Genomic DNA, 20,993 nt, shown 5'->3' with positions numbered 1-20,993 from the left:
GCCGGAGCACGGGGCCACCGGGTCCCACAGGCCCGCGCTCCAGCGCCCGGGCAGGTTACAGATGCATCATCAAACGGGCCGGAACACGAACGCTGCGTGTCGCAGAATAGGGAATTTGACCGAGGTCTTCGGCCGCCCGCATCCCGTCTGCACGATCGAGCAAACCCATCACCAACGGAACAATGGCCGTGCGCAACAGCACCGCACCAATACAGTGGTGGATGCCGTGACCGAATGAAATGTGCCGGCTCCCGGACCGGTCCAGCCTGATCGTCTCCGGCGAATCGAACACACGCGGATCCCGGTTCGCGGCCATTACGGACAGTTGCACAAGACTGCCTCCAGGGATCCGCTGCCCGCCCAGAACAGTGTCCTGCGTCGTCAGTCGCAGGAATATATGCTCGGGCGGATGGAGCCGGAGCACCTCTTCGACGAACGCAGGCACGCGCGCCCGGTCCGCCGCCAGTTCGGCCAGAAGGTCGGTGTCCTGGAGCAGTCGCGTAACCAGCCAGGTCGCCAACCGTTCGGAAGAATTGGTCGATGCCAGCCACAGGAACCTGACCAGCCGCCTGGCCCGGTCCGGGTCCAGAACGCCTGCGCCCTGAGCGATGAGCGCGGGCAGGATTCCCGCATGCCCGGACAACTCATCCAGTCGGGCATTGAAATCGTCCAGCGGGTTCGCGGCCGCCTGGGACAGGGATTGAGCGCGCCGAATAGCTTCCACCAGATCCCCATCCAGACCCAGCAGCTCCCGGCCCAGAAGTTCGGAAAACGGCCGCGACAGCCCGGAAACCAGATCGAAGGGGCCGCGGGGCAGATCGGAGACAAAACCCTGAACAGCCTGCGTCAGCCGCTCGACGACAGGCGCGGCGAAACATGGAGCCAGAAGACGGCGAACGGCGGCATGGTCGGGCGGGTCCGCTCCCAGAAGTTCATGGTCGAATTTTCGATACGGCGCATTGGAGAAGATATCCGCCCGGCTGAGTGCCGCCCGGGTTTCCTCATGGCCGAGTACCAGCCAGAGCCGGTTCCTGGGCAGGTAGACGACCTCCCCCTCCTTGCGAAGCGCCTCATAGACGGCACCAGGATCGTTCGTGGCCCGGTCGGAATCCAGATCCACCGCATTTGCGGAAAAATCCGGATCGACCCCGGGCTTGCTGCCTCCCCGTACGGCAAGCCGCTTGAGGCGGGCCGTGAAGCGGGCTAGGCCGATCACGATACAAGTCTTCTGGGCGGTAGGCCTGATGATCGGTCGGGCAAGGCCATATCCTTGGCAGCTGACAAGCGTGATGTGATGACCGACAGACATAGCCCGTTCTGGTGCTCCGGCAACTCGTCTGGACATGCGCAGTGGCATTTCGGATGAGCGGCAAGGCCCTTTCAGTCTCGCATCTCTCCAAACGCTACTGCTCCGACCGACGGCGGTCCCTCCGCTATGGCGTCAACGACGTTGCGCGGGAAATCATGAGCCTTCCCCCCAAGGCAACGCTCCGCCCCGGGGAGTTCTGGGCCGTCAGGGACTGTTCCTTCGAGCTCAGCCCCGGAGAGGCCATCGCCCTGGTCGGCCGCAACGGGGCCGGGAAAAGTACGCTGCTGCGGTTGATCCACGGCCTGCTGAAGCCGGACGCCGGTGAGGTTCGGTATGCCGGCCGCGCCGAGGCCATCATCGAGCTGGGGGCCGGATTCGACCCTGTTCTTTCCGGTCGCGAAAACATCGAGCTGGCCGCCGCCCTGCACCGGCTCGACCGACGCGATGCGGCCGACCTTGTCGCCAGGGTGATCGAGTTCTCCGAGCTGGACGAATTTGTGGATGCGCCCGTGATTTCATACAGTTCCGGTATGAAGGCGCGACTGGCCTATTCGATCTCGTCGAACCTTCAGCCGGACCTGTTGCTGGTCGATGAAGCCCTGGCGGTCGGCGATATCGCCTTCCAGCAGAAATGCCTCTCCCACATGAAGAATTTCGTCCGCAAGGGCGGTGCCCTGGTGCTGGTCTCGCACAATGCGCAGCAAATCCAGGCGGTGTGTGATCGCGCAATCTATCTCGAGCATGGCGAGGCGGTCTTCGATGGTGATGTGGCTGTCGCGGTCGGCAAGATGCTGAAGCGCCCCACAACGGTCTCGGGCGGACCCGGCGGACAGCAGGACGGCCCGGTCCGGATCGACAGTCTCCAGCTGTCGGGCCCCGGGGGACGCCCCCTGATGACCGGCGAGGCCGCAGAGGTCAGGATGAGCTACACCTGCACCGAGGCCATGGACGCCGTTTGCTCGTTCAGCCTCTGGACCGACGACCAGTCGGTTTGTATCGGATCGGCCATAGACCAGACGCCCCGCCGCCTCGAGGCCGGATCAGGGATCATGAATGCGACCCTGACCAGCCATCCCCTACTGATGGGCCACTATCAAATCTGCCTGTCCCTGATGCACACCGGATCGCTTCTCCCCATAGCCACATTCGGCAACCCGGGACGGGGGGCGTCCTTCGAAGTCGCCTCGGATAGCGACCGTATAGGCAACCTCAAATACTGGGGGCGTCAACTCATCAGACTGGATGTCGAATGGCATTGATTGCGCAAGGTCAACAGGCACCGGCCGGGGCTGTCCCGCACGTCATTCATGTGGGCTTTGCGAAGGCCGGCTCCAGCCTCCTGCAACAGTGGTTTCTCGACCATCCCGAAATCACCTTCCGGCAAGGGGGGCTCGGCGGCTTTCAGGATATCTACGACCTCACTCGGACAACGACACATCTGAAACAGCCGCGCTGTCTGGTGACGAGCTGCGAAGGTCTGTCAGCGCCCCGCAAGGACGCCGGCAGTATCAATGTCGACTACTCTGACATGGGCGCGAAAATGTCGGCGCGTCAGGAAAACGCGTGCCAACTCCTGAAGACGCTCTTTCCAAACGCGTCCATCTTGATCGTGACGCGAGGCTTCAAGGGATTGATGATGTCGTCCTATTCGCAGTACGTGCGGACAGGTGGGCATGATGACCTTGAATATCTGTTCGATACCGATGGGGATCCGGGCTGCCACTACGACGCGCTGATCGCCCTCTACCGCGAGGCGTTCGCCGGGCGGGTCACCGTCCTTCCCTATGAGCTGCTGTGCGACGACCCCGGCGCGTTTCGAACCGCGCTTGAACAGGTCCTGGGCGTGGGCGGGCATCCGTTTCCGCAACGGCGGGTGAACCCGTCGCTCTCCAGGATCGAACTGCGTTGGTACCCGCGGCTCGCGCGGTTCATTCACAGGCGGCACCTCGGACACCGGGTACGCGCCGCCTTTGTGAACTGCGCCTTCCATAACCGCCTCGCCGTGCCGATCCGTTGGCTGGACCGGCTGTTTCCGGTTAAGCCGGTGACCCCCGACTGCCTGCCGAATTCCGCCATGGAACGGTTCCGGGGCCTGGCCGGGACACTGAAAACCGATCCGCTCTATCACCCTTATGCGGACCGCTATCTCTTCGGCCCCGCCCCGACGGACGGCAGGCCAGACCAATGATCGGGTGGCCCGGCATGCGTGCCCAATGACCGAGACCCGCTTCACCGCGGAGCCGGCCCTGCGCCGGCCCGTGCAGTTCCTGCGTGAGAGCATCCGCGACCTCGGCGGAGCCGTCGCGACCGGTCACCAGCTGTTCCTTCGCAACCTGCGATCGCTGCACCGACGGTCGTTTCTGGGCTATATCTGGCTGTTCGTGCCGATGGTGGTGATGGCCCTGCTGGGCTTCTACATGCAGTCGCGGCGAATCATCATCACAGCCACCCCCGACATGCCCTATCCGGTCTTTGTCCTGACCGGGCTGATGCTGTGGCAGATGTTCGTCGATGCGCTGAGCGCGCCCCTGCTGCGCCTGCGCGCCGACCGTCCCCTGATTACGCGAACCCGGATTCCGCTGGAGGCCCTGCTGATCGCCGGCATATTCGACGTGATGCTCAATGCCGCGTGTCGATTGGTGCTGCTGGTGATCGTCCTGGCCGTCTATCACACGCAGATCGGTTCCGGGATCCTGATGCTGCCGGTCGCCATGGTGGCGCTGGTGGCGCTTGGGACAGCGATTGGTGTTCTCGCGCTGCCGCTGGGCCTGCTCTATGACGATGTCGGTCGCGCGATCGCGCTCGGCACCGCCCTCTGGATGATCCTGACACCGGTCTTCTATCCGATACCGGGCGACGGCCTTCTTCGCTTCAATCCGGTCACGCCGTTGCTGGTAACAGCCCGCAACGCGGCGGTAGGCCAGCCCCCGTCAGCCGACTTTGCGGGCGTCGCGGCGGTGTCGGTAATCCTGCTGGTTCTCGGCTGGCTTCTTCTGCGGCTGGCACGACCGCATATCGTCGCAAGACTGGGCTAGACAGAGCGCCACCGGGCCCGGCCACACAGGCCGTCTGTATCGTCACGGTCAATCAGGCCTTCCGAAGCCCAACCGCCGCCTGAGCAGACCCAGCACGCCCGTGACAATGGTGACGATGTCCGATGTCACCTGGATCATTCGGCCGGGAAAGACGGCGAGGTGGACGATGATGACGAACAAATCAGCGGGATGGTGGCTGACGCTGCCTGCAATCAGGAACAGGGGCAGGAAGACCTCATAGTACTCATTCATCACCATGAAGGATTGCGGCTGCTGCGAAACCACGATCGCCCGCATCCTGAACCACCGGACCCGACCCAAGGCCAGGGCCCCATAGGCGAGGAAGGCCAGACCCGCGCCCGTTGAACCGGTCATGACAACCAGACCCGCCAGGGCGAGGATTTCAATCGGGAACACAACCGCCAGGCCCAGTCGCCGGGCCAGCCCCTCACCGTGGCGCTGCACAAAGGTTCGCGCGCCAGCGAGTCGGTCGCTCTCGGCATCCATCAACTGGTGCCACAGGATGCCGCGCAGGCCATAGGCGGCGGCCCAGGTGCCCACGCATGTCAGCCACAGACCGTCGGGCGAGCGTTGCGCCACGGCGAACACCAGCAGCGACGCCAGAAGCGTGGGGCATAGATGAGACCCGGACGCATCCGCCATGAGCCCCCACAGTCCCCGGGTCTTCAGCCGGACGGGCGGCAGCGAGTAAAGGGTGAAGGCCACCCAGGCCAGGGCATAGACGGCGAGCAGCAACGGCTGCTCCCGCCAGGTCCACAGGAAGAACAGCCCGCCGAGCACCGGCAGGGTGATCAGGGCAAACACGATGATCGGCGATCGTCCCGAGACGCGATTGACCTTGCCGGCAGCGGCATCATCCTTGAGGTCGGTCACATCGTTGAGGACGCTGACATAGATCGCGCCCACGATGAGGCTGGCCAGCAGGGCAACGGCCGCGGGCCACAGGGGCAGGATCGGCTGATCCAGATAGACGGCGGTCGCATAGAAGATCGCCAGCGTCGGAAGGAGTTTGTACTCCCACCATTCGCTCGCGCGTAGAATTGCCCTGAGGGGCGTCATCACCGCGTGTCCCGGCCCGTCTGACATTCGATTTCGCCTATCGCGACCGCAGGAGTTTTAGCCGGCCGAACACCGCTTCACAAAGGCGATGGACGACCGCCCATGGCAAGGTTAGGGGATTGATCAGCATTGGGGAAATTCATGAGTCGTGGGGGGGATGATCTGCGCATTTGCTTCGTGAGCTGTAACGAGGCCGTCTGGGGTGGCAGCGAGGAACTCTGGGCCGGCGCGGCCCTGGCGGCGGTCCGGGCCGGCCACAAGGTCAGCGCGCTCAAACCCTACCTCGACCTGCGTCAGCCCCCCCTGAAGGCCCTCGGCGAAGCCGGCTGCCGCATGCGAAACCTGACCCATATCCCCCTGTCTGCAACCCGGGCCTATGCCGCCTTGTGCCGGGTCAGCCGCACGCTGGCGATCCTCTATCAGATGTTTCAACTGTGGCTGACGCTGCGCCTGTCCCGACCGGACCTTGTCGTCCTGTCCCAGGGGGGAAATTGGGATGGCTTCGCCTACGCCCATATCTGCCGGAAGCTGAAGCTGAGATATATTCTGATCTCGCAAAAGGCGTCCGACATCCATTGGCCGCCGGATTTCTACCGCGCGCAATGTCGTGCCCTGCATGGACAGGCCGAGGCGTCATGGTTTGTCTCGCACCACAACCGGTGCCTGACCGAGGAACAGCTGGCGATCATACTGCCGCATGCTGACGTGGTGCGGAATCCTTTTCTGGTGGACTACGCCGCCCCCCTGGCCTGGCCCGGTGATGACAGCGTGACGCGGCTGGCCTGCATTGGCCGCCTGTATCCGATGGAGAAGGGCCAGGACATACTTCTGCGGGTCCTGGCACAGCCCAAATGGCGCGAGCGGCCACTGCATGTCGACTTCTACGGTACCGGTACCGGCCAGGTCGCCCTGGAGGCAATGGCCCGACATCTCGGGCTCGCGAACGTGACCTTCCACGGCCATGTCGATGACATACCGGCCGTCTGGCAGTCGCATCACGGCCTGGTCCTGCCCTCGCGGTGCGAAGGTCTTCCGCTGGTCCTGGTGGAATGCATGCTGGTCGGCCGCATTGCGATCACGACCGATGTCGGAGGCAGCGCGGAAGTGCTGGATGACAACACCACAGGTTTCCTGGCCAGCGCCCCGACCGAGGCGGCCTTTGACGACGCGATGGAGCGGGCGTGGATGCGCCGGTCGGACTGGTCGACGATCGCCCGGTCCGCCGCAACCGCCATCCGCGACCAGGTCCCTGCCGATCCGTCCGCCGAACTCATGCTGAAGATCGTGGACCTGGCCAAGACGACTGCCGGCCCGACCGGATGAGCGAAACCGTTCAAGCGCCGTCGCTCATTCCCGTCCTGAGCGTTGTTCTGCCGGTGAGAGACGCCCTGCCCTATCTGGAAGATGCGATCCGCAGCATCGTCAACCAGACGTGGACCGATTTCGAGTTCGTCATCTGCGACGACGGCTCCACCGATGGCAGCGGCGTGGTGATCGACGCCTGGGCCGCACGCGACCCGCGGATCCGCGTCTGCCGTCGGCCCGCCTCCTTCGGTCCCGCGGATAGCGCCAACTGGGCAGCGTCCGAGGCGAAAGCCCCCCGGGTCGCCCGGATGGACGCGGACGACATCGCGCATCCCGACCGGCTTCGCGCGCAGATGCAGACGCTGGATGACCATCCGGACGCCGTCCTTGTCGGCACGCTGTGGGAGGGGATCGACCATCAGGGCAACAGGGTTCGGGCCCGGGACAGGGCGTCGCTGTCCTCCTCGACATTCCGGGCCCCGTTCGCCCACGGCTCCATCCTGTTCCTGAAACAGGCGTTTGACGCTGCCGACGGGTACCGCCAGGCCTGCGTGTTCTGGGAGGATCTTGACCTCTACCGTCGCCTCGCCCGCCAGGGTCGATTGATGATCCTGCCAGATGCCCTCTACCGGCATCGCTTTGCCCGCACGAGCACCCGACTGGTTTCGCAGCAACGCCAGGTCGAGGATGCGGTCGACCGCATGTACCGCTGCCGCGACGCCTGTCACGCCGGTCATGACTATGAGTCCCTGTTGTCAGAGCCGGCCCCGGCAAAGATCGACCCGCGCGTCTTCTGGGCCATGGGGGCGTTGCGGATGTGGGCCGGACTGTCACCCGGCGGGATCGCCCATATGTTACGGCGCGCCCGGCTGGCCGGGTCCGGCGACGCCATGGTGCTGATCGCCGTCGTACTCAGCAGCCTGTGGCCACCGGCAACCCGCACGGCTCAACGACTGGCGCTGTTCCTCAGGAACGCCTTCGCGGCTTCCGCCTGTCAGGACGGTGTCGCCTGCGAATGGGGATGGAGCGCGGCCCAGGCGGCCCGGGTCGACCCGTCGGACGTCCACCCGCTACAGGCCGGAAAACCCGGCCATGACCACCCTCCCGGCCACATGCCGCCACCGGGTTAACAAGCGTTGCCCTTCCGCCTCTTCCCCCTCACACTGATCCCGATGACTGCGGCCTGACCGCAGCATTGCCCGGCCCCCGGAAGCGTAGAATTATGATTTTAATCACGGGGTCTTCGGGCCTGATCGGCCGAGCCATCTCGGATCGAATTCAGCAATCGGGCGGCAAGGTCCGATCCTTCGATATTCGCGACACGCCCGATCAGGACATTCGCAACGGCGAGGCCCTGCAGGCTGCCATGGAAGGCGTCGCGGGCATCATCCATCTGGCGGCGGTGTCGCGCGTCGTCTGGGCCCAGCGCGACCCCGAACTTGCATGGGCGACCAATGTGGACGCGCTGACGGGCCTGCTGGACAGCGCGGGCCGTCAGCCCCACCACCCCTGGATCGTGTTTGCCAGCAGCCGGGAGGTCTACGGTGAACCCGAAGCCCTGCCGGTTCCGGAAACGGCACCGCTGCGCCCCCTCAATGTCTATGCCCGGTCCAAGGTCGCCGGCGAACAGCTCATCCAGGCTGCGCAGGCGCGTGGAGTCACGGCCGCCATCGCGCGATTTTCAAATGTCTACGGCTGTATCGAGGATCATGCCGATCGCGTCGTGCCGGCTTTCGCACGCGCCGCGGCGACAGGCGGATCGGTTCGGGTCGAGGGCGCGGACAATATGTTCGACTTCACCCATATCGACGATGTGGCCCGGGGCCTGAACCTTCTGGTTGACGCGACCGAAGCCGGTCACGCCCTGCCCCCGATCCATTTCGTCAGCGGACACGGAACGACCCTGCGCCAGCTGGCCGAGCTGGCGGCTCGCGTCAGCCCCGGGCAGGTCGACGGCCAGACCCATCCGTCCCGCAACTATGATGTCGCCCGCTTCAGGGGCGACACCGCTCTCGCGGCCCAGCTGCTGGGATGGAAGGCCGCGATCGGAATTGACGAGGGATTCCGGCTGCTGACGGACCGTTTCATTGCCGCCGGGACCGGCCTGTCGTCGACCGCGGTATCGAACCCCCAGGCCAGGCCCGCCACGCTGTCAGCCTGATCCCGGCTTGCTGGAAAGGCGACCGGGACGGAACGATCCCGTGGGCATGGTGTTCCTGCGTGAACGCGGCGGAATCGGGCCGCCAGGAACCCTGGAGGGTCATATGCTCTGGATTGTCGCCGCTATTCTCGTCGTCCTCTGGCTTCTGGGCTTTCTCGCCTTCCACATCGCCGGTGGCCTCATCCACCTCCTGCTGATCGTCGCCGTGGTGGTGGTGATCTACCAGGTCGTCACGGGACGACGGAAACTCTAGCGCGCCGGTCAGGGCCATGGTGGCGAACGGCTGACGCGACGGCCCCGCACCGATCCGCCTGCCTTTGCGTGTTTCCCCGGTTTGCTGAACAATGCCCGCGCCGGGGCCTGATGCGCCGGGGCGGGTTTTTCAGGATGGCCAGGTGAAGTCGAAGAACAGTGGCGTCCATCTGGTGGCCTGTCTGACACTGGCCCTCGGCCTGACCGCCCTGGCGGACCGGGTCCACGCCCAGGCGGCCGAGCCGGCTCCGGCCGCACCGGTCATCCGCACGGATAGCGACGCGCGATCGGACGCCGCCATCGCCGAACGCCTGCGCCGCATCTTCGGAGAACTGGACGCCCTGTCCGCCGTCCGGGTGCGCGTTGCCGAAGGCGTGGTGACGCTGGACGGGGCCCTGCCGGATCGGGCCGACCTCGTGCGGGCCGAACAGATCGCCGGTCGCGTCGACGGCGTGGTCGCGGTCCGCAATGACATCGCGGCCAGTGTCGACGTCGGCGAGCGGGTCTCGCCCTTCCTGCAGAAGCTGACCGCCCTGCTCCGGTCGGTGGTCAACAGCGCGCCGCTGCTGCTGCTGGGCGGCCTGGTGCTGGCGGTCTTTGTCGCCTTCGGCTGGTGGGTGGCGTCGTTCAGCCGGTTCTGGCGCGGCCTGACACCGAACCCCTTTGTCGGCGAACTTCTGGCCCAGGCGGTCCGGGTCACCAGTGCGGTCGCCGGGATCGTGCTGGCGCTCAACCTCGTCGGGGCCACCGCCCTGATGGGCACGGTGCTGGGCGGGGCCGGGGTGATCGGCCTGGCGATCGGTTTCGCGGTTCGCGACACGCTGGAGAACTACATCTCCAGCATCATGCTCAGCCTGCGCCAGCCGTTCCGCGCCAATGACCACGTCGTCATCGACAGCCAGGAGGGCAAGGTGGTGCGCCTGACCTCACGCGCCACCGTGCTGATGACGCTGGACGGCAATCACCTGCGCATCCCCAATGCGATCGTCTTCAAGGCCGTCATCCTGAACTACACGCGCAATCCCGAACGGCGGCTGGAGTTCGACCTGGGCGTCGACGCCGAGGATGACCCGGAAGCCGCCATCAGCACCGGTGTGGCGGCGCTGGCGGCGCTGGACTTCATTCTCGACAAGCCCGCGCCGAGCGGCCTGATCGTCACCGTCGGCGACAGCAATATCGTTCTGAAATTCATGGCGTGGATCAATCAGGGGGATGCCGATTTCCTGAAGGCCCGCAGTCGCTCTATCCGTGCCGCGAAAATGGCAATCGAGGCGGCCGGCTTCACCCTGCCCGAACCGATCTATCGCCTGCGTATCGACCAGTTTCCGGATCTGGCGCGCGCCATCAACGCCAAGCCCAGCCGGGACACGCCGGTGGCCCCGGCACCGGCCCAGGCCGCGAGGGGGGCGAGCGACACCATGTCAGTCAGTCCCGATGACCATATCGAGGCCACCATCGCAGCGGAACGGCGCGACTCCGGCGAAGAGGACCTCCTCTCGCAGGAACGACCGATCGAATAGACAATCCGGTCGTCGATGGGCCCGGGCTTGCGCTTCGCCTGTGAACGGCGTCGCCGAAAGACCCGACCGGTTGCGGCGCATCGCCGCCCTGGCAGATCAGGCCATCGCCGCCGTGACCGCATCCCCGGTCGCCTGGGCGGCCAGGACCTGAAGATTGGCCATGGCGGGCCGCATCGCCTCGCGCAGGCGGCCCAGAACGGCCATCTTGTCGGTCTCGTCCGGCGTCACCCCGTCAACGACCTTGCCGAAACCGTCCAGACGACTGTCCCGGATCCAGCCCCGCAGCGCAGGCTCGGACGACCGGAGCACCTGATGACGCAGGTTGGCCAGTTCGGCCTGCGGAAAGTCGAGGATTCCATTCGGAAACGGGAAAGGCGCGCACAGGGCGTTCTTGCGGTCCTCGTCATCCATATGGGCCTCGACCCAGGCGATCAGCGCGGCGCTGAAGGTCACGAGGGGGCCTTGCACCACCTGCAGGGTAATGCGGTCGGGGGCGAAGACCGGGACCGACGGCCGCCGGGTGATCCCTGAGGCTGTGCAGTCGATATAGAGGGACCCCGCCGCGACCGGGACGAAGGCGTCATCGAAGCGAAGGCCATCGGCCTCGATCGCGCGCACCCGGCCATGACGGATTACATCGGCAATGCCGCGCAGGGCCTCGATCTCCGCGATCGAGACCGTGGCATAATGGAACATCTGCGGACGGACCGACGGGTCGATGCGCAGCATGTTCCCGGACGCCTCCAGCTGTTCGAACAGGGCCTCGGTGTCCGTCGCCGTGGCGAAGGCCCCCAGCTTTCGGGCATAGGCCCCGATCGAGTCGTGAAAGAATTCGGCTCCGGGCTGGGTGGTCTGACGATTGATCAGCCAGGAATCGCGCGGCATCACCCAGCGGATCCGGTCGGCCGGGACCCCGGCCCCCAGCAGCCAGACCCCCGCATCCATCGCCGTCTTGCCCGCGCCGATGATGACATAGCCCGTCGGCACCGGGGCGTCCGACCGGGCCAGATGCGGCAGGGCATTGGGCGTCACCAGACGCACCCCGTCCGCGACCGCATAGGCGGGGGCCGTGGTCGATGGAACCGCGGTGGCGGTATAGGTCGCATCGACCGTCCTGCGCCGGACCTTCACCCGGGTCTCGTCCCCGGTCAGCAGCGAGACCAGCTGTCCGTCGCCGCGATAGTCCGTCATCGGAAGATAGTCGACCCGCCCGCTCGCCAGCAGTTTCTGCCGCATCACCGCACTGAAATAGCCGCAGACCTCCGGCCCGGTCGCCAGTTCGTACAGACCGGCATTGACCCCGTGCGTATCCTTGATCCCCGATCCCAGGGGCATGGAATTGACGCCGTAATAGGCGGACGGCTGGTGCAGGGCGACGAAGGAATAGGCGTCGTTCCAGTGGCCGCCCGGCTGGCCATGCCGGTCGACGATGGTGATCCGGGCGTCGCTCTCGGCGACCAGGGTGTCGGCGAAGGCCAGGCCCATCGCGCCACTGCCGACGACCAGATAGTCGGTCTCGATCTCGGTGGATCTTGTCATTCGGTCTTGTTCCCCCCGCATCCGCGGCGCATCACGCTTAGAGACCGGCGTTGTCTTTAACAACCTGCCCGCCGGAAGGGATCAGAGGGACGTATGATGCAGGACTGGGATTTTCTGATCGACCGGACGGACCTGTCGCTGACCGAGGTTCGCCCCCTGCCTGCGCCCGACACGGTCCCGCTGGAAGACGGCGAGGTGATGCTGGACATCGAACGCTTCGCCCTGACCGCCAACAACATCACCTACGGCGTCTACGGCGACCGTCTCGGCTACTGGCGCTTCTTCCCCGCGGCCGACAACTGGGGCCGGATCCCGGTCTGGGGCTTCGCCCGGGTCCGGCGTTCGATGGTCGAGGCGATCCCCGTCGGCACACGGTTTTTCGGCTATCTGCCGATGGCGACCCACTGGGTCACCCGGCTGGAACGCAAGCCCTGGGGGGTGGTCGATGCCGCGCCGCATCGCGCCGACCTGCCGCCAGCCTACAACAGCCTCATCGAGGCCGCGCCCGGCCCGCGCGACGACCAGATCGCCCTGCTTCGCCCCCTGTTCCTGACCGCCTTTCTGCTGGACGACTATTTCGCGGAGCATGCGGATTTCGGGGCCACCACCTTCATCCTGTCCAGTGCCTCCAGCAAGACCGCCCTGGGCCTCGGCTGGCTGCTGGCCAAACGCGGCGTGCGCGTCATTGGCCTGACCTCGCCGCGCAATACCGGCTTTGTCGAGGGCGTCGGCTGCTACGCCGAGACCCGCACCTATGACAGCCTGGCCGACACCCCGATCGACGGGCAGGTCGTGTTCGTCGACTTCGCCGGCAATCCCGAAGTCGTGGCCGCGGTCCACCACAGTCTCGGTGAGCAGCTGGTGCACAGCGCCGTCGTGGGCAGCACCCACCAGGCCGGCGGGGCCGTCGGACCGGGCCGTCTGCCGGGACCGCGGCCGACCTTCTTCTTCGCCCCGGACCAGGCACGTCAGCGCGCGAAGGACTGGGGTGGCGCGGTGTTGAACACCCGCATCCAGGCCGCGCTGGACGACTTCATCGCCGCCAACGGCTGGCTGGAGGTCAGGACCCATGCAGGCTACGCCGCTCTGGAGACAGTCTACCGGACCGTTCTGTCCGGCCGGGCCCGTCCCGAGGCCGGACATATGGTGACACCCGCACCGGGCGACTGACGCGCGGCCGGGGTCCCTCGGTCTCGTCGCCGGGCGAACGGCCTGCTAGCAAGGCGGGGAAAGCGAGGTTCCCATGCTGAAGATGTTTGCTGCCGTCGTCGCTGCCCTGTTGCTGCTGCCTGTCCAGGCGGTGGCCGAGCCGCGCGCCGGCTTCCACGCCGGTCCCGTGTTCCCGACCTTCGGTGACATCGCCACGGTCGAGAGCGAGCTGCCCATTCCGGAAGGCACCGTCTTCCGGGTGATCTTCAACGTGACCGACAAGGCCACGCCCGGCCAGTTCAACCGGGCGATCGACTCGGCTGCGCGCTTCATCAACATGCATGTCGAGGCCGGTATCCCGCTTGCCGACATCCATGTCGCGGTCGTGGTCCACGGCGGCGCGGCCGCCGACCTGCTGACCCAAGAGGTCTATGCGGCGCGCAATGACGGGGCCGTCAACGGCAGCGCCCCGACCATCGCGGCCCTGGCCACCCACGGCGTCGACATCTGGCTGTGCGGCCAGACAGCGGTCGCCTACCGGATGACAAAGGCCGACCTGCTTCCGGAGGTGAAGCTGTCCCTGTCGGCGATGACCGCCTTCGCCCTGCTGCAGCAGCAGGGCTACACCCTCAATCCCGGCTAGGACCGGGCCGCAGGATTGCCGGGAAAGGATTCGGCGGCCGCAGTCATCAGCGGCCGCCTCCCGGTGTCTGGGTCACCGGCGGCCCGCCTTGGAATTCCGGGTCCGGCAGGGAGTCGAACGCCCCCTTCAGCGCGCCGGCCCATTCGCTGGCAATGGTCTGGAAATAGGGATCATCCTGCTCGACCCGCTGCTCGTGAGCCGGGGCATAGTCATCGGTGCGATAGATCTGGAAATCCAGCGGCAGGCCGACCGACAGATTGGCCTTCAGCGTTGAGTCGAACGACACCATCAGCAGTTTGACGGCCTGTTCGAAACTCATATCCGGATCAAAGCCACGCACCAGGATGGGCCGACCATATTTGGTCTCGCCGATCTGGAAGAAGGGATTGTCCTCGGTGGCCTCGATGAAATTGCCTTCCGGATAGATCAGGAACAGGCGCGGCGGCATGCCCTTGATCTGGCCGCCGACGATGATCGTGGCACCGAATTTGGCCTCGGCGGTCTGGCCGCTGTGCGAATTCATCTTGATGGTCTCGCGCAGGGTCTCGCCGACCAGACGCGCCGCCTGGAACATGGTCGGCACCTCGAGCAGGGAGGGATTGCGCTCGGCCGGGACCTTGCTGCGTTCATCCAGGGTGCTGACCACCGACTGGGTGGTGGCCAGGTTGCCGGCGGTCATGATCGTGATCATCCGCTCGCCCGGTTTGTGCCAGCTGAACATCTTCCGGACCTTGGCGATGTTGTCGACACCGGCATTGGTCCGGGTGTCGGTCATGAACACCAGCCCCTTGTTCAGGCGCAGGCCAACGCAATAGGTCATGACAGTCTCACAGGGTTCGGTCGGGCAGACATCGCTACTGCTGAACCTGCAGCTGCACGATCATGGATTCGTTGTGTCCACCGAAGACGATACCGGAAATCGGGGCGGCTTCACCATAGTCGAGGCCGGTGGCGACGCGGACATAGCGGGGGTCGGGCGACACGCCGTTGGAGACGTCGAAACCGACCCATCCCAGCCCCTCGACATGGGCCTCTGCCCAGGCGTGGCCGGCCTCCTGCTCGACGCGATCATTCATCACCAGATAGCCGCTGACATAGCGGGCCGGATAACCCATCAGCCGGGCGGCGGCGATGAAGATATGGGCGTGGTCCTGACAGACCCCCTGCCCCGCCTCCAGCGCCAGCTCGGCCGTCGTCGACAGATCGGTCGCCCCCGTCGCATAGGGCACCGTGGCCAGGATCAGGGCCGACAGCGCATGCAGACGGGCGGTGTCATTGTCGAAATCCTTGCCGAGGTCGCGCACCAGCTGCCGGACCCGGGCACCGGCCCGGGTGTGCGGCGTCGTCCGCTGGAAATACCACAACGGGGCAAAGCCCCCGTGCTGGCCGATGATACCGACGGTATCGGCCGTATCGACCTCGCCCTCACAGACAATGGTCACCGACCGGGCCCCGGGATCGATGGCCAGCAGCTCGACCTGGTTGTTGTGCTGGTCGGTAAAGGTCACCGCCTTGCGACCGCCCTGCACCTCGGTTCGCCACGATACAATGGTCTGACCCGCCGAGGCCTTGGGGATCATCCGCAACTGCTGCAGGCCGTGGGTCGGCGGCTGGTCATAGTGATATTCGGTACTGTGCCGGATCTTCACGCGCATGGGGTCATCCGTAGAATCGGTAGTCCTGCTCGATCTGGAGACCGAGCGCAGTATTGCAGGCGATGAAATCCGTCAGGAACTGGTGCAGGCCGGTTTCGAAAATCGAGTCGATCGAATGACCGGCCAGACGGTTCACGGCAGCCCGGGCCAGGTCGTGGCAGGGCAGAGCCTCACCATAGGCCTCGGCCAGAAGCTCCAGATGTTCGCAGATCTGGCCGACGCTGTAGGCCAGGGACCGCGGCATGCGCGGATCCAGAATAATCAGATTGGCGATCTGCTTCGGATTGGCCGTGCCGTCACTCAACCAGCGATAGGCCCGCTGCGCGGACACCGACCGCAGGATCGTCTCCCACTGCACATTGTCGAGCGAAGACCCGACGAAGGAGACCGAGGGCAGCAGCACATAGTATTTCACGTCAAGAATGCGCGCCGTATTGTCCGCCCGCTCCACGAACGTCCCCATATGGGCGAAATTATAGACGTCGTTCCGCATCATCGTGCCGGTCAGGGCCCCGCGCACCAGGGCATTCTGGCGGCGGATGGTGGCCAGGACGTCGGGCAGGCCGCTTTCCGAAACCGGTCGCTTCAGCACCGCCTTGATGGTCATCCAGCATTCGTTGGTCGCCTCCCAGACCTCGCGGGTCAGGGCGGTCCGCACCAGCCGGGCATTGCTGCGGGCGCTGTCGATGGCCGACATGACGCTGGACGGATTGGTCGGATCGCGCAGCAGGAAGTCGATGACGCTGCTGGCCCTGAAGTCGTCATAGCGGGCCAGATAGGCCTTGCGGACCCCGGCCGTGCCGATGACCGACGCCCACTCCGCCTCGGCCGCCGCCGACCGGGTCAGGGCGATGCGGAATCCCGCATCAACCAGGCGCGCGGTATTCTCGCTGCGCTCCAGAAAGCGGAACATCCAGAACAGGCCACCTGCGGTCTTGCCTAGCATGGGCTGTCTCCCCGAACGGCGCTCATTCCTCCAGCACCCAGGTATCCTTGGTGCCACCGCCCTGGCTGGAGTTGACCACCAGGGACCCGGCCTTCATCGCCACCCGGGTCAGGCCGCCGGGCGTGATATCGATCTTGTTGGGCGAGACCAGCACGAACGGACGCAGGTCGACGTGGCGCGGGGCCAGCCCGGCCTTGGTCAGCACCGGCACCGTCGACAGGGCCAGGGTCGGCTGGGCGATATAGTTGCCCGGCCGCGACTTCAGCTTGGCGGCAAAGGCCGTGATCTCGCGCTTGCTGGCGGCGGGACCGACCAGCATGCCGTAGCCTCCGGACCCGTGCACCTCCTTGACCACCAGCTCGGCCAGGTGTTCCAGCACATAGGCCAGGGCGTCGGGTTCGGCGCAGCGCCAGGTCGGCACATTTTTCAGAATGGCTTTCTCGCCGGTATAGAATTCCACGATCTCGGGCATGTAGCTGTAGATCGCCTTGTCATCGGCGATGCCCGTGCCCGGCGCGTTGGCGATGGTGATCCCGCCGGCACGATAGACGTCCATGATACCGGGCACTCCGAGCTGGGAGGCCGGATTGAAATTCAGCGGGTCGAGATAGTCATCATCGACGCGCCGGTACAGGACATCGATCGGCTTGTAGCCCTGGGTGGTCCGCATCGCGATCCGCCCGTCGACCAGCCGCAGGTCATGCCCCTCGACCAGTTCGACGCCCATCTGGTCGGCCAGGAAGGAATGTTCGAAATAGGCCGAGTTGTGAATGCCCGGCGTCAGCACCGCCACGACGGGCGTGCCGCTGCAGCCCGCGGGCGCACAGGCCGCCAGCGATCGTCTCAGCAGTTTGGGATAGTCCCCCACCTCGCGGACAGACACCCGGGAAAACAGCTCCGGAAACATCTGCAGCATCGTCTCGCGGTTTTCGAGCATGTAGGAGACACCCGACGGCGTCCGGGCATTGTCCTCGAGCACGAAGAACTCGTCCTCGCCGGTCCGGACGATGTCGGTCCCGACGATGTGGGTGTAGATTCCGCCGGGCGGCGAGACGCCGATCATCTGCGGCAGGAAGGCTTCGTTGCGGGCGATCAGTTCGGTCGGAATGCGCCCGGCCCGCAGGATTTCCTGACGATGATAGATGTCGTGCAGGAAGGCGTTGATGGCCCGTACCCGCTGCTCGATACCCTTGGTCAGCCGGCTCCACTCCCGCGCGGCGATGATGCGCGGCACGATGTCGAACGGGATCAGCCGCTCATTGGCTTCCTGCTGTCCGTAGACATTGAAGGTGATGCCGGTGCGCCGGAAGAAGACCTCGGCCTCCTTCGACTTTTGCCGAAGCCTTGCGGCATCCTGGCGGTCAAACCATTCGGCATAATCCCTGTACGGCCCCCGCGAAGCATCGCCGGAACCATACATCTCATCGAAAAAGTCTATTTTATCGGACATTGTCGTCAGTATTTCACATATATTGCCGAAATTCAATGCAGATCGGCAAAATATTGCGTGCTGACAGGCTGTTGCGACAGAATACTTCGCTTGTTATTAGCTCAACGGTAAAACGCACCGGACATACTGTGGCCACCCGCAACATGGGCGCGTTTGCTCAGGCCGAATATGGAAGCCAGAGAACAGGGCACACCCATTCCCACGCACTGACCAGAGGCAAGTCCGCCGTTCAGGCCAGGATCACGGTGAAGTTACCCGTCGGACCGGCCGTCGCCGCCGTTGCGGCCCGACTGACCCGGCAGGCCTCAGTCGCCAGAGCCCGACGCATAGCGGGCGTCCTCGAGCCAGGCCCCCAGTTCCAGGTCAGGAACCTTGGTCAGGTCCTTGCCCAGCGAACCGCTGACGGAAACGGAGGCGGCCAGCCGGTCGCGCAGCGGAGCCATCAGTCCGGGCGGTGCCGCGACATAGACCGCAGCCAGATTATCCTGGCGAACGAGCGCCACGGCCCGGTCAGCAACCTCGACGACAAAGGCTTCCTTGGCCAACCGGTCAGAGTCGTCCTTGCCGGTGCCGTGTCGCCCGCTGCCGACGCTGTCAAACACCCGGGTGGCGGGATTGGCGGCCCGTTCTGCCTTCAGTGCCCGCAAGGTCTCGCCATTGTCCATCTCCTCAACGGTGACGAAGCCGCCGCCATCGGGAACACGCCGCACGAGCCGGGCGCGACCGCCGTCACTGATTACGAACAGCAGGGTTCTGATGTCGACCATCCAACGTCTCCTCGATCGGCCTTCGTCCGCTGCACGACTGCCGCGAACCCGGATCCCGGCACAGCGCCGGGAGATAGAAGGGGCCGACCCGCTCTGCGGCAACGGCAACCACCGTTTCAGAGCCCCGGATCGACTGGCCCGCTGTCAGTGTGCCGTGCCCCGGTCCTGCCGGCCTTGACCCCGATCAATTCGCGCCGTGACCCAGGCTGACGTCGGCGGGAACCGGGCCTGAATATCCACGTTTCGCCCAGCAGGGCGCGGCTGGACCGGGACAGAAGGCGGCGATCCGGACGATCCGGACCGCATCAGGAAACACCGGTTTTTTACATTGCTGGCGCACTGCACCATGGTCGCTGTGGAGGTACCCGTGAAAACCCTGATCCACTATCTGACGTGCCTCTTCCGGGGCCACCGCTGGGTCGACAGCCGCAGTATGCCCGGCATGCTGACCTGTATGCGTTGCCGGCGCCGGACCCAGGCCTGACCCCCCGGTCAGCTGACGTCGGTGATCAGACCAGCCGGCTCTGCACCACGGCCGCTTCAATGAAGCCCGCAAACAGGGGATGCGGGGCGAAGGGCCGACTCTTCAGCTCCGGATGATACTGGACGCCGATGAACCACGGATGGTCCGGACGCTCGACGGTCTCGGGCAGGACGCCGTCCGGCGAGAGCCCTGAAAACACCAGACCGGCCTTGGTCTCGATCGCTTCGCGATAGTTGATATTGACCTCATAGCGGTGACGATGCCGCTCACTGATGGTCGTCGTGCCATAGATGCCGGCGATCCGGGTTCCCGGCACCAGCAGAGACTCATAGGCCCCCAGCCGCATGGTCCCGCCGAGGTCGCCACCCTTCTGACGCAGTACCCGCTGGTTGCCCTGGGTCCATTCGGTCATCAGGCCGACCACCGGCTCCTGGGTCGGGCCGAACTCGGTTGACGAGGCCTTCGGATAGCCGGCTAGGTTCCTGGCGGCCTCGATCACCGCCATCTGCATGCCGAAACAGATGCCGAAATAGGGAATCTTGCGCTCGCGGGCGAAGCGGGCCGCCTCGATCTTGCCCTCGGCCCCGCGCTCGCCGAACCCGCCGGGCACCAGCACCGCATGGGCCCCCTGCAGTCGCAGCTCACAGGCCTCGCGGTCGCCCTCGAAGGTGTCGGCCTCGACCCAGTCGATATTGACCCGGACATTGTTGGCGACCCCGCCGTGCTGCAGGGCCTCGATCAGGGATTTATAGGCGTCCTTCAGCACGGTGTATTTGCCGACCACGGCCACCGTGACCTCGCCGTCCGGATGCAGGCGGCGGCGCGCGATCTCTTCCCACATGGTCAGGTCGGGCTCGGGCGCGTCGCTGATGCCGAAATGGGCCAGCACCTCGGCGTCCAGCCCCTCGTGGTGATAGTCCAGCGGCACGGCATAGATGTCCGCCGAATCCATCGCCTGGATCACCCCGGTTTCCCGCACATTGCAGAACAGGCCGATCTTGCGCTTTTCCTCCGCCGGGATCGGCTGTTCACAGCGGCACAGCAGGATGTCGGGCTGGATGCCGATCGAGCGCAGTTCCTTGACCGAATGCTGGGTCGGCTTGGTCTTCATCTCGCCGGCGGTCTTGATGAAGGGCAGCAGGGTCAGGTGGACGAAGCACGACTGGCCGCGCGGCAGGTCCTGGCCCAGCTGGCGGATGGCCTCGAAGAAGGGCAGCCCCTCGATGTCGCCGACCGTGCCGCCGATCTCGACGAGGACAAAGTCGACGTCCTCACCGGCATCGGTCAGGGCGGGGGTCAGGCAGAACTGCTTGATCTGGTCTGTGACGTGCGGAATGACCTGGACCGTCGCCCCCAGATAGTCGCCACGCCGCTCCTTCTCGAGGATGGTCGAATAGATGCGGCCGGTGGTGATGTTGTCCGACCGGGCAGCCGAGACTCCGGTGAACCGCTCGTAGTGGCCCAGGTCGAGATCGGTCTCGGCCCCGTCATCGGTGACGAAGACCTCGCCGTGCTGATAGGGGCTCATCGTGCCCGGATCGACGTTGAGATAGGGGTCCAGCTTGCGCAGCCGCACCTTGTAGCCGCGCGCCTGGAGCAGCGCACCGAGAGCGGCGGAGGCGAGGCCTTTTCCCAATGAGGAAACCACGCCGCCAGTGATGAACACATAACGGGCCATGGGAGCTTACCTTACCGCCG

19 protein-coding genes are annotated in these 20,993 nt (G+C 65.4%); 10 read left to right on the top strand and 9 right to left on the bottom strand.

The window, feature by feature from the left end:
- Window positions 1-55: 55 nt before the first annotated feature.
- Window positions 56-1,216: a cytochrome P450 gene (locus tag PSV00_RS04665; RefSeq protein WP_300445341.1), complete on the bottom strand. Its 1,161-nt coding sequence runs from the start codon at window positions 1,214-1,216 to the stop codon at window positions 56-58.
- 248 nt (window positions 1,217-1,464) lie between these two features.
- On the opposite strand from PSV00_RS04665, the gene PSV00_RS04660 reads away from it, so the two are divergent.
- The 3 genes from PSV00_RS04660 to PSV00_RS04650 are packed head-to-tail and all read left to right on the top strand — an operon-like array spanning window position 1,465 to window position 4,344.
- Window positions 1,465-2,568 carry an ABC transporter ATP-binding protein gene (locus PSV00_RS04660; protein WP_300445340.1) on the top strand — a complete coding sequence of 368 codons (1,104 nt, stop codon included), beginning with the start codon at window positions 1,465-1,467 and terminating at the stop codon, window positions 2,566-2,568.
- Entirely contained in the window at window positions 2,559-3,497 is a 939-nt protein-coding gene (locus PSV00_RS04655) for a hypothetical protein (RefSeq protein ID WP_300445339.1), read from the top strand. The genes PSV00_RS04660 and PSV00_RS04655 overlap by 10 nt, the downstream gene beginning before the upstream one ends.
- A 25-nt stretch (window positions 3,498-3,522) precedes the next feature.
- Entirely contained in the window at window positions 3,523-4,344 is an 822-nt protein-coding gene (locus tag PSV00_RS04650) for an ABC transporter permease (protein WP_300445338.1), read from the top strand.
- A 48-nt stretch (window positions 4,345-4,392) separates the two neighbouring features.
- On the opposite strand, the gene PSV00_RS04645 is transcribed toward PSV00_RS04650, so the two are convergent.
- Entirely contained in the window at window positions 4,393-5,424 is a 1,032-nt protein-coding gene (locus PSV00_RS04645; RefSeq protein WP_300445337.1) for a UbiA family prenyltransferase, read from the bottom strand.
- Between the two features lie 177 nt (window positions 5,425-5,601).
- Between PSV00_RS04645 and PSV00_RS04640 the strand changes: the two genes are divergently transcribed.
- The 5 genes from PSV00_RS04640 (at window position 5,602) to PSV00_RS04620 (ending at window position 10,662) form a co-directional block, all read left to right on the top strand.
- The gene (locus PSV00_RS04640; protein WP_300445336.1) at window positions 5,602-6,747 is read left to right on the top strand and encodes a glycosyltransferase; all 1,146 of its coding nucleotides are present in this window, start codon (window positions 5,602-5,604) and stop codon (window positions 6,745-6,747) included.
- Window positions 6,744-7,859 carry a glycosyltransferase family A protein gene (locus PSV00_RS04635; RefSeq protein ID WP_300445335.1) on the top strand — a complete coding sequence of 372 codons (1,116 nt, stop codon included), beginning with the start codon at window positions 6,744-6,746 and terminating at the stop codon, window positions 7,857-7,859. The genes PSV00_RS04640 and PSV00_RS04635 overlap by 4 nt, the downstream gene beginning before the upstream one ends.
- 92 nt (window positions 7,860-7,951) lie before the next feature.
- Complete coding sequence (locus tag PSV00_RS04630) at window positions 7,952-8,890, top strand: NAD(P)-dependent oxidoreductase (protein WP_300445334.1); 939 nt, start codon at window positions 7,952-7,954, stop codon at window positions 8,888-8,890.
- A 103-nt stretch (window positions 8,891-8,993) separates the two neighbouring features.
- Entirely contained in the window at window positions 8,994-9,143 is a 150-nt protein-coding gene (locus PSV00_RS04625) for a lmo0937 family membrane protein (RefSeq protein ID WP_300445333.1), read from the top strand.
- A 142-nt stretch (window positions 9,144-9,285) separates the two neighbouring features.
- A complete protein-coding gene (locus tag PSV00_RS04620; protein ID WP_300445332.1) occupies window positions 9,286-10,662 on the top strand; it encodes a mechanosensitive ion channel domain-containing protein in 1,377 nt (458 codons plus the stop codon).
- Between the two features lie 96 nt (window positions 10,663-10,758).
- Here the strand turns inward: PSV00_RS04620 and PSV00_RS04615 are convergent, their stop codons facing one another.
- Window positions 10,759-12,201: an NAD(P)/FAD-dependent oxidoreductase gene (locus PSV00_RS04615; RefSeq protein WP_300445331.1), complete on the bottom strand. Its 1,443-nt coding sequence runs from the start codon at window positions 12,199-12,201 to the stop codon at window positions 10,759-10,761.
- Window positions 12,202-12,294: 93 nt separating this feature from the next.
- On the opposite strand from PSV00_RS04615, the gene PSV00_RS04610 reads away from it, so the two are divergent.
- Window positions 12,295-13,371: a DUF2855 family protein gene (locus PSV00_RS04610; protein ID WP_300445330.1), complete on the top strand. Its 1,077-nt coding sequence runs from the start codon at window positions 12,295-12,297 to the stop codon at window positions 13,369-13,371.
- 73 nt (window positions 13,372-13,444) lie between these two features.
- A complete protein-coding gene (locus PSV00_RS04605; protein WP_300445328.1) occupies window positions 13,445-13,993 on the top strand; it encodes a DsrE family protein in 549 nt (182 codons plus the stop codon).
- A 46-nt stretch (window positions 13,994-14,039) separates the two neighbouring features.
- Here the strand turns inward: PSV00_RS04605 and PSV00_RS04600 are convergent, their stop codons facing one another.
- The 6 genes from PSV00_RS04600 to PSV00_RS04575 all read right to left on the bottom strand — a co-directional run bounded on the left by PSV00_RS04600 (window position 14,040) and on the right by PSV00_RS04575 (window position 20,973).
- Entirely contained in the window at window positions 14,040-14,813 is a 774-nt protein-coding gene (locus PSV00_RS04600; RefSeq protein WP_300445327.1) for a proteasome-type protease, read from the bottom strand.
- A 34-nt stretch (window positions 14,814-14,847) separates the two neighbouring features.
- The gene (locus PSV00_RS04595) at window positions 14,848-15,648 is read right to left on the bottom strand and encodes a transglutaminase family protein (RefSeq protein WP_300445325.1); all 801 of its coding nucleotides are present in this window, start codon (window positions 15,646-15,648) and stop codon (window positions 14,848-14,850) included.
- Window positions 15,649-15,652: 4 nt separating this feature from the next.
- Window positions 15,653-16,594, bottom strand: a complete 942-nt coding sequence (locus tag PSV00_RS04590) for an alpha-E domain-containing protein (protein WP_300445324.1) — start codon at window positions 16,592-16,594, stop codon at window positions 15,653-15,655.
- 22 nt (window positions 16,595-16,616) lie between these two features.
- Window positions 16,617-18,044, bottom strand: a complete 1,428-nt coding sequence (locus PSV00_RS04585; RefSeq protein ID WP_300445322.1) for a circularly permuted type 2 ATP-grasp protein — start codon at window positions 18,042-18,044, stop codon at window positions 16,617-16,619.
- Between the two features lie 305 nt (window positions 18,045-18,349).
- The gene (locus tag PSV00_RS04580) at window positions 18,350-18,811 is read right to left on the bottom strand and encodes a host attachment protein (RefSeq protein ID WP_300445321.1); all 462 of its coding nucleotides are present in this window, start codon (window positions 18,809-18,811) and stop codon (window positions 18,350-18,352) included.
- 509 nt (window positions 18,812-19,320) lie between these two features.
- Window positions 19,321-20,973 carry a CTP synthase gene (locus PSV00_RS04575; RefSeq protein WP_300445319.1) on the bottom strand — a complete coding sequence of 551 codons (1,653 nt, stop codon included), beginning with the start codon at window positions 20,971-20,973 and terminating at the stop codon, window positions 19,321-19,323.
- Window positions 20,974-20,993 lie beyond the last annotated feature (20 nt).

The organism is Brevundimonas sp., assembly GCF_029945885.1.
Lineage (GTDB): Bacteria > Pseudomonadota > Alphaproteobacteria > Caulobacterales > Caulobacteraceae > Brevundimonas.
This window is presented reverse-complemented; position numbering and strand designations above follow the sequence as displayed.